The following is a 10,036-nucleotide window of genomic DNA, read 5'->3' on the forward strand; positions in this document are numbered from 1 at the left end:
AATTAGGGGTCTCAAGCTCCCCCTAACGGCCACCGAGAAAACCTTCACCAGCTAAGTATTTTTACTCAAGTCTCTGGAGGGGGACAGCTTATGTGACACTTAGGGTGCGGAATGTGGGTCGTTAAGATTGTACGGGAGTGCTGGAGTTGCCAGTTCGAGCATTTGTCCTAAAATTTCCGATAGGCAGTATAGTTTGTTAATGCACAGGCTCCAAGCAGCGATCGCACTAAGAGGAGAGTATCTGGTGTGGGGATAACTTGAAGTTGGGAAAGTTGAGCATCTCATACGGCCGCTCCTTTTGACACCCCCCAGTCTGACTGCAAATCCTTGTACAGAAAAACTTTCAAGAGTTCTCAGCACCACTAGGGTATCCCCGGCCGGGGAGATAAATGTAAAGATTTATTAAAATGTAGCTTATGATACAGTCTGGGGGGGGTAGAGTGCATATTGGCCATTATCTACAACTAGACAGGAGGATTAAGTCATGGCTACTTACTACGGTACAAATCTTGCAAACTACTACAACTATACGGGAAGTCAACAACTTTATGCCTATGGTTATGGTGGCAATGATACCATCTGGGGTAATACCAACAATGATTATATTGACGGTGGCGACGGCAATGATTATCTTTATGGATGGTCGGGAAATGATACCCTATGGGGAGGGAATGGCAACGATTATTTAGATGGGGGAACTGGCAATGACTATTTAGGTGGAGAATCGGGAAACGATACCTTATTAGGGGGATCAGGGAATGATACCTTATTAGGGGGATTCGGGAATGATAGTCTAAGTGGTGGTGATGGTGATGATCGCTTAACCGGCTCTACATCTCGAGCTTTTAACAGTCTTGAGTATGACACCTTAGCTGGAGGGTCTGGATGGGACATTTTTGTACTAGGTGAAAGTGCTGGTAACTATTATCAAGGTGCTGGCTATGCCCTTATTACTGACTATAACGGGGCAAACGATTATATTCAAATTAAGAGTGGTTCACTTAGCCTATCGTATGCAAATTTGGGGTTTGGTAGTTCTGCTTTAGATACAGCCATCTATCAAAGCGGTGACTTAATTGGAGTCGTTCAAGATAACACCAGTATTGCGTTAACCAGTTATTACTTTCAATTTGTTTAGCATCGCCTCGTAGGTTGGTTTCTATAAAGAAAACGAGTTTCTTTAAGAAACCCGTTTTCTGTGCTTGTGCTTTTATTGTTCCGCAAATAATAATCAACATTTGGAGATATAGCGTTTCTGATTCACAAGAGGTACATTCCCGATCCTGAACAGCTTAATCAGCAAAGGTTTAAGTGTGCCGCACAGATGCGAGAAACGCTATATAACCAACTACTTAAGTTCTATAAATGAACAAAATTTAATTTTTTGCTTAATTCAATATTGGCTCTGGGCGAACGCAGTTTGCCCCTACAAAATCGACCCGCCTAAGGGCGGGAAAGAAAGGGAAAAATGAAAAATAGGGAATGAGGGAAAAAAAGGGAAAAAAAGAGAAAAACGGTTATAAAGTCCCCCCAGCACCGCACACCACACGAAAACCGTCGTTGCTGAGAATGAGGACGCGGCGGCGGCGGTTGCTGCGGTAAGCGGAACGGCAGAAAGACGGAAGGTCGTACCAAGAACCGCCCCGCAATGGAGAACGATTATCAGCCCCATTTTCTATCCAAGCGCTGCCATCCGTCGGCGCACCATCATAGTTAGGGTGCCAAGTATCGGCGCACCATTCCCAGACATTGCCGTGCATATCGTATAATCCAAAAGCGTTTGGGGGGAACTGTCCCACGGGAGTCGTTTGTTGTCGATATTCTCCTGTAGGTTCATCGGCATAGGTTTCAGTAGCTCGATAGTTAGCTAAATTTGCCGTTATCGTTTCCCCAAAGTGAAAGGCGGTTGTTGTCCCCGCTCTACAGGCATATTCCCATTCTGCCTCACTCGGTAGCCGATACTCCCGTTTTGTTTCCCTTGATAGTCGTTTACAGAATTCCGTTGCTTGATACCAGTTGACTCTTTCTACGGGTAGCTCATCCCCTTTAAAGTGAGAAGGGTTTGTCTCTAGGTCGATGTCTATTTTAGCGGTTGCGGCGATAGCTTGCCACTGAGCTTGGGTGATGGGATAACGCCCCATGTAGAAAGAGGAAACGGTTACTCGGTGTGAGGGTTTTTCTCGTCTAAATCCATCCCAACCAAATTTTTTCACCAGTCTTGCAATTTCCCCGTCTTCGGTTCCCATCATAAATGTGCCGCCGGGGATTTCCATCAATTCCAATTCGACTCCCTCGGCTAGTTTTTCGACAATGCCTTCTGCTTGCCTTTTTTCCTTTTTAATTACCCATTTTTCTGGTTCAAAACGACTTTGAGACTGACGTTCTATGGTTGCCAGGGTAAATTCAAAGGTACGGGTTTTTAAGGGAGGTGGCGAGGATTGAGGGATTGGAGGGGGATTAGAAATATTAACGGCGATTTCTTCGGCAAATTCTGCGTATTCTCCCCCCAGATTGCGTAAGACTTCGATGCTGACTTGAGCGAAGGGAAGAATTTTTTCTCTTTGTTCTCGGGGATAGGTGGGTAATAGGGTTAATAAAGCGGCAAAACTGCGGATAGGACTTTTAATTTCCCCGGCAATATATTGGGAAATAGCATCGAGTACCTTGATAGTTTGTCGCCTACCGATAGCATCATTTAATACTTGACGTACCCCGGGTAAAAAGTCATAGACTCGATACTGTCCTTCTTCATTTTCTACAATCGGTTTTAATAAACCTCCCATATAAAATTCTGCCACATGAACGGGACGCACTTCGTTTAAAAGAGTTTTACGAATAAGATTGACGACCTGCATACTTACCGGGGCAGCTGCCATCATTTTTGCTAGTTTTTTGGCTGGTTCTGACGCGGTGGCAAAAAATCGCTCGACCATTGCCTCGGCCTTATTTTTAATGCTGTTTTTATCTTCGCTGTCTTGCTTATTTTCCTCTCTGGATATAGGGGGAATTTCAATAATTTGTTGTTTAATAAATTCTAAATCAAATAAAAAAGCGGAAATCTGAGCATTACCTGACCCGGCGACAACTTTTGCCCATTGTTTGAGGACTTCTATTTCTAAGGTGATTACGGGAATAAGAAGGGTATTTTGCCAGTTAATCGGTAGCCATTGGGGATAATTTTTTAAGATTAATTTCGGATTGGGAACACCAGCAGTTAAAGCAGTGGTGAAGAGTTTACGTCCCCGTCCTAGTTGGGTACTATTCCATAATCTTTCGGGGAAAAGTTGCAGAATAGCGGTGGGTTGTTTTTCTGACCAATCTTTTAACCAAGGATGAATTAAGGCTTTTTGCCAGAGAGGAGAAACACAATCACTTACTAGCAAAACTAATCCCCGTCCCCTGGGATGAATAAGTTCTTTATGGGGGTGATAACGTTGTCCCGGTTTACCTTTTTTTCTGCGTCTTACTAACTGTAATTCTTGATTATTTGAGGTTGATAGTTGCCAAACTCTGATGGTTTTAAATGCTCCTTGATTTTCTAAGAGATTTTGTAACTCATTAATTAATTCTCGCCAAATGAAAGAGGATCTAGATTCTTCTACTACTAATTCGAGGGTTAACCAGCGTTCCGGTTGGGGTTTAGTCACGGGTATCCAAATATCCCTTTCTGCAATAAAAGAAGCGGTTGCTTCTTCATCTAAAATCGTTTTAGTTGCTGAGGGAACTTTTCCCATGAAAGGACGCAAAGCGCGACTAATCGGGAGTGCTGTCTGTAATGCAGGAGCAGCAGGAACTTGAAAAGGAAAGCCTTGGATTGGGGTGGGTTTTTCTATTTCTTTGGGTAGAGATTCTTCGGTAATAACATCGACATTTGGCTGGGATTTTGATAGGTTATCTTCTGGAATATTCTCTAAATTTTCCTCTATTTGATTAGAAGTTGATGAATCTATTGGCTGTTTATTTTCTGGAAATATTGGCGGTGATTGCAAGTCTTCAACACCCATTTGTAAGGCCAACCAGATACTATCAGCTACATCTTCATCACTGAGTTGTAACCGTTCGAGTAGTCCTGTTTGCTCTAGATAATCTAATAGTTTTTTAATTGATGAATTGGATGGTGATTCACTCATCTTCTACCCTCCCCAAATCTTTCAAAAGTTGACTAATGAGGTCATCTTGAGTTGATATAGCTCCTTTTTTGACCATAAAAATAGCATTAAGTAATTGATCCGTGGCTAGGGTTTGTGAATTGCGCTTTTGAATGAAGTTATCAATCAGTTTATCGATGTCTGGATTGTTAGTAATTGTTTCTTCTAAATGTGCCTCAATTATTTTAATTAAGTCGGGTTTCTCTGGCTCTTTCATGGTTAAACGGAGACAACGACGCAAAAAAGGTGCAGGAAAGTCTCGTTCTCCATTGCTAGTTAAAATCACAAAAGGAAAAGCCTTACAGATAACTAAACCATCATTTATAGGTGTTTTTATATCTTTCTGGGTAACGTCGGTTGTATCGGTATAAGCAGTTCGTACTTCAACGCTTGGGACTTCTTCTTTTAGCCTAACTAATTCGGGGATTTCAAAGCGTCCTTCTTCAAATAAGGTGAGTAAATCATTGGGTAAATCGATATCACTCTTATCAATTTCATCAATTAACAGTACTCTTGGCTTTTCCGACTTTAATAGTGCGGTTCCCAACGGTCCAAGGGTAATATATTTTTCAATCTGTTTTAATTGGTCTTTTCGTTCTTTTGGGGTTAATTCTTTTTGCTCTCGTTCCAGTAATTTAACTTCCTGTAACCGACCGATCGCATCATAGTTATAAAGTCCATCTTTTAGGGTAGTATGGGTGGTAATCGGCCAGTATAATACTTCTCCTAATTTTAATTCCTGGGCGACTTTATAGGCAAGAGATGACTTTCCTGTCCCTGGTTTGCCTGTTACTAATAAAGGTCGCCGTAAATACAAGGCTGCATTGACCATTTTAATTTCTTCTTCGCGCACTAGAAAGGTTTCTCCCCGATGCTTACGACGACTTTCTCCCGGTTGCTTTTCTTTGCCAAAAGGTCGCCAGCTGGGAGGGTCGGGTAATGTCCAAGCGTCTGTGGGATCCTGATTTCCTGTAAAAATTTTCCAGTCTTTCATGATTCAATTTATGGCATCAAAAGTGGATAGTTGGGGGGAACAAGCTGATAGTCATCCCAAAGTAATGATAGATGATTCCCAATATGATTATCTTCTAACCAAGCGGCGGAACGTCTATTTTTAATTATTTCTGGTAATTTTTCTAGTGGACATTGACAGATAGGGTCTAATTTTTCCTGACAGTTAAGTTCTGGGTTAGCATCGGGTCGTATCCACAGAGATAAAGGGATTCCAGTTTCGTATAAAATGGCTAGAATATTTTTTAACTCTAAGGAGTTTTCTTGACTGAGATTAGTTAACCTTGAACCGATAACATTGTTAAATTTATGATATTTGAGTATTTTATTCGGATGGTCATTATTTGCCAGAGGTTTTTTAAAAATAACTGTTTGCTGATTGTTTGATTCGATCAGTTCTTTGATTTCTTCTTCACACTTTAAAATTTGGGTCAGATTTTGCTGCTGTATATTCCGAAAAAGTTGGCATTTTTTGATCCATAAATAGGTTTGTTGATTATTGATATTTTCGGCTGTTATTCGTTCTGAAAATCTCATGATTATCTCATGATCGATTCCCCAATGATGAGGATCGCAGCCTGTAGCTGTTGCCACTTCATCAATTGAAAATAAATCAATCGGTTTAATCTCTTTTTCAATAAATCTATAGGGAAGAAAAAATTGAACTTTTTCTAGGGAAGATTGACAGATATTTTCTGATTGTCGTTTAAATTTTTTCAGGTGATTAATCAATTCATTTTCTTGGAGATGATTGCCCAGACTTATTCCTTCATTGGGGGTTAAAGATTGATATTCTCCACGTTTTTGAGGAGCTTTTTCTGTGGGATGATAATTGTTGATATCTTTAACAATCCAAGCTCTCAGCATTAAAGATTTGTTTTCCTCTGTAAGGCTAACAAATAAGCAGGGATTTTTGTCTGTTGATTTTTGAGCAATATTTAGCGATCGCTGCTTAAGATTATTCTCTAAAGTATTGATTAAAACTTCCCATTTTGTTTGATATTTTTTTAGCCATTCTTTTAATAACTTTGCCAGAGCATCTGTTGAGTTTAACTGAATAACTAAATAGACAATAAATATTTCTAGCCAAGAAAATTTTGATTGAGAAGTATAGGTAAAATGTCTTTCATCTAATTGATAGAGTATTTCTATAAAATCAGACCAAGAGGAAGGAATTTTTCTAGGTAAATCCACTAAATGATCCCTCACTTCAATTACTAAATTTTCATAAGCTGTATTAAGTTGATCTTGACAATTCTTGTTTTCAAATACACATCTAATCGAGGAGATAATATCAGGAATTTTTCCTTCTATTTGTGCTATATCTAGCAACTTATTCCAAGCTTTTAAAAGAACATTAGTAGGAATAAAAAATGCAGATTTTGCAAACATTTTTTCCTTATCAGCCATTACTGCCATCCCCACTACTCCCCCCAATTGCTCATCCCAGATAGCTGTCCCACTAAACCCACCTTCTACAGCATATCCCGTGCTTTTATTATCTTCTATCTGAATTTTGTTGTTAGCAATATGACCTATTATCTTACCATCAGACCAGACACCTTCGTTTCTGGAAAAACCATAAGCTTTATAATTATGATCAGATAAATCTCCTATTTTATAGGTAATTAAAGAAACTGGTTGAGCTTGTAAAGAAACTGAATCTTTTAATTTTAAAATAGCAATATCCTGCGGATCATTGCTGTTAAATTTAACCGGATGCCAAACCTCTACGGTTGTTTCTAAAGATGTACCCGATGCAATTATAGGAAAATCACACTCAATAATGTCAGTGGGTTTCTTAGTAGATGTTACATCTTTTTCTCCTATTGATTGATTAACAACATGAGCGCAGGTAATCAAGTATTCTGATGATATTAGAAATCCTGCCCCAACAATTTCTATTTTATCATCTTTCTTGTTTCGTTGCTTATAAATTCTGACCACAGAAAATTCTAGAGATGCAACCATTATTTTTATCTAAGTCCTCATTGAGTAGATGATTGCTTATTTTTTTCCTTGTTATCCCATTTTAGGGTAATTTCATAGTTAACATCGGCGCTGCCAGATGCAATAATAGCCCCTAGCCCAACAGTCATTTTTATCCCGAATTTTACCTCTACCTGATCGGCTGGTTCATTCAAACTTTTAACCTTATTAATTATGGCATTTGCCACCGGTTTTATGCCATTTAATGCGTCTTCAAAAGATTGAGCGGCTTTAACAGCTATTTCATCTGTTCGGCTAATAAGTTCATCTTCTGGTTTCGGTTTGGGTAAGGGTAACTTTTCATCCACCTCGATGTAAATCGTTCCCTCATCCGAGGTAAATTCCACTAAACGATTCATAAAAATTCTCCTGTTTATTTTATTGCGGTTGCCCAGACTTAATCAATCACAACTCCATCTTTTTGCTCTCATACCTAATTATATCTCTTTACCAAGTGTTCGGTTGAAAGTCAGCATTATTACCTTTGCATCAGCGTACATCTGCCTTTTTCCGGATACAGGCAAAGCTCTCGATGCAACGCAAACCTGTTATAATCACTAACTAGATGGAATCCGTGACCGCGTGCGAATGTATCTGGGGCTTTGGAGTGGGAAAGCTGCAATGACAACTGACTTTATCGAGATCTACGAACGTGCTTTACGTCGAGAATTGTGCGAAGAGATCAGGCATCGTTTCGAAGCCAGCAACCGCAAGTCGGATGGACGGATCGGTCATGGAGTCGACAAATCTAAGAAGAACAGCACCGACATCACCATCACAGGCCTCTCCGAGTGGAGCGATTTGCACAGTCAGATACTCGACAGCACACTGCGTCACCTGATGTTGTACATTCGCAAGTATCCATATCTGATCACGAGTGCGTTTGCATTGAGCTTGCAAGAGCCGGCTACCGGACTGGTCAGGCCGTTAACAGCTTCGGATGTTGGGGCGGCATCGGACCTAGAACTCGGCGAGTATTTGTTCAGAGTGTTTCGACCGGGAGCGATCAACGTTCAGAAATACTCGAAGAGTCTCGGTGGTTACTACTACTGGCATTCGGAAATCTATCCTCGCGACCCAGCTGCTGAGACGCTCCATCGCGTCCTTTTGTTTATGTTCTATCTGAACGATGTAGAGCGCGGTGGTGAGACGGAGTTCTTGTACCAAGAACGGAAGCTCAAGCCGACCTCTGGGACGATGGTGATCGCTCCCGCCGGTTTTACCCACACCCATCGCGGCAATGTGCCCGAGTCGCACGACAAGTACATTCTGACCAGCTGGATCTTGTTCAACCGCGCCGAGCAGCTCTATCCTCGCAAACCCAATCCTGCGTGAGACGACACAAGCGACACAAGGACAGGCATTGCCAACCTCGCCATTTTACCGGCAACCCGAACGTTGCGTGGCTCACGATCGGATGCTGGCAACGCGGTAACAAGGGACGAGACGGGCAAATGAATTGGGGTGGAAAATGGAAGGGCAAAAAAAATTTGAGCGGAATGCCTGACAACGGACGGAGTGAACCGTCTGGTAGCTCTCTACTCGCGCTTAGAAATTAATTGAATGGAAACTACCAGTAATCATACTAAATCCGTTGAGTATAGGCTAGATATCAGGATAGGCAAGAGGCAAGAGGCAAGAGGCAAAAGGAGGAATAGATAATCAGTCTTTAATCACTGGATTTAGCATCAGTGATCAATCAAGCTTTAACCATGAGTCAGTTATGATGATGAAATTATTAAGATATGTAGTCATTTTGGCAAGTTTACTGAATGTTACACCTGGGATGGCAAATCATCCACCCCGACAAGTTGCTCAAGCGTCTAGCGCTTATTCGATTCAAGGTTATTGTTTTTCAGTCGCTAATGATGATCTGGATTCTACGGCGAGGATTTATATTCAGGGAAATCAAGTCACGGGTCGGGTAGAAGCTACGATTCATAATGAACAAGAATCTTATTATAGTTCCTATACTCAAACCTTACAAGGAAGGAAAAATGGGAATCAGTTAAACTTAAATATCAAGACAAAAATTGAGTTAGATACTCAAACAACTCAAGAAACCTGGACGTTAACTTCAGATTCTTTGAATACGGGACGAGTCGTTTATCAAAAACAACCTTGTTTAGTGTCTCAAATTCGGTTTGCACCAGGAACTAATACCACTACAGTTAATCAATCGGTTGTTCGAGGGAGTCGAAATATTTATTTATTAAGAGCGAATCAAGGACAGAGAATGGATCTGAAAATTACAGCATTAGAAAATAATGCCGTATTCGATGTGATTGCACCGAATGGGCAAATTTTGAAAACAGAAGCTACCCAATCTAGTTTAAAATTACCGGCTACTGGAAATTATGAAATAATTGTAGGGGGAACTCGTGGCAATGCCACCTATAAATTAAATGTTAAAATTCAATAAATAGAAGGAAACATGGAACAGCCTTGTAGCCTTGTAATAAGACTTAGAATTGAGCTTGAGAACGAGTTTCCTGGATGAATTCGAGGCACTCTTCCCAGTCGTTGCCTTGCCAAGTTCCGGCGAACTTCAGCAGCTCCCCTGCTTTAGTTCCTCGTTTAACTCTCTACTCGCGCTTAGAAATTAATTTCATGGAAACTTTACCGAGTGCTGTAATGCAATGGCTTTATTTTTATCTCTACTCGCGCTTAGAAATTAGCTGAATCTCCCCCAATCCCTTTCCTGTTGACTCTTGCCTCATCTCAACCAGCAATTTAAATACGCGGGCAGCTTATCCTATATGGTACTGTTGGCTCTTCTAGGTTCTGTGTGAGCATGGTATAATAGTAAAACAGAACAGGAGGTGGGTTATGTGGATAAATTTTGATCAACTCCTCGATTTACCAAATGTAACAGTGGTCAATTATCA

7 protein-coding genes are annotated in these 10,036 nt (G+C 40.8%); 3 read left to right on the forward strand and 4 right to left on the reverse strand.

All coding sequences use genetic code 11. The annotated features are described in order from the left end of the window. The first annotated feature begins 484 nt into the window (after positions 1–484). Positions 485–1,138 (forward strand): calcium-binding protein, encoded by a 654-nt coding sequence (locus tag EWV68_RS20110; RefSeq protein WP_287170836.1) that lies wholly within the window; start codon positions 485–487, stop codon positions 1,136–1,138. A 379-nt stretch (positions 1,139–1,517) separates the two neighbouring features. Here the strand turns inward: EWV68_RS20110 and EWV68_RS20115 are convergent, their stop codons facing one another. Genes EWV68_RS20115 through EWV68_RS20130 form a run of 4 tightly spaced genes read right to left on the reverse strand, consistent with a single transcriptional unit; the run spans position 1,518 to position 7,507 of the window. Continuing rightward, a complete protein-coding gene (locus EWV68_RS20115) occupies positions 1,518–4,130 on the reverse strand; it encodes a formylglycine-generating enzyme family protein (RefSeq protein ID WP_287170837.1) in 2,613 nt (870 codons plus the stop codon). After that, the gene (locus EWV68_RS20120; RefSeq protein ID WP_287170839.1) at positions 4,123–5,142 is read right to left on the reverse strand and encodes an AAA family ATPase; all 1,020 of its coding nucleotides are present in this window, start codon (positions 5,140–5,142) and stop codon (positions 4,123–4,125) included. The genes EWV68_RS20115 and EWV68_RS20120 overlap by 8 nt, the downstream gene beginning before the upstream one ends. An 8-nt stretch (positions 5,143–5,150) precedes the next feature. Beyond that, positions 5,151–7,130, reverse strand: a complete 1,980-nt coding sequence (locus tag EWV68_RS20125) for a VMAP-C domain-containing protein (RefSeq protein ID WP_287170840.1) — start codon at positions 7,128–7,130, stop codon at positions 5,151–5,153. 17 nt (positions 7,131–7,147) lie between these two features. Beyond that, on the reverse strand, positions 7,148–7,507 hold the full coding sequence (locus EWV68_RS20130; RefSeq protein ID WP_287170842.1) for a CU044_2847 family protein: 360 nt from the start codon (positions 7,505–7,507) through the stop codon (positions 7,148–7,150). Positions 7,508–7,769: 262 nt separating this feature from the next. On the opposite strand from EWV68_RS20130, the gene EWV68_RS20135 reads away from it, so the two are divergent. After that, complete coding sequence (locus EWV68_RS20135; protein WP_012267108.1) at positions 7,770–8,483, forward strand: 2OG-Fe(II) oxygenase; 714 nt, start codon at positions 7,770–7,772, stop codon at positions 8,481–8,483. A 388-nt stretch (positions 8,484–8,871) separates the two neighbouring features. After that, positions 8,872–9,570, forward strand: coding sequence for a hypothetical protein (locus tag EWV68_RS20140; RefSeq protein ID WP_287170844.1), 699 nt, complete (start codon positions 8,872–8,874; stop codon positions 9,568–9,570). Positions 9,571–10,036 lie beyond the last annotated feature (466 nt).

This window comes from Microcystis sp. M_QC_C_20170808_M9Col (genome assembly GCF_007095495.1).
GTDB lineage: Bacteria > Cyanobacteriota > Cyanobacteriia > Cyanobacteriales > Microcystaceae > Microcystis > Microcystis aeruginosa.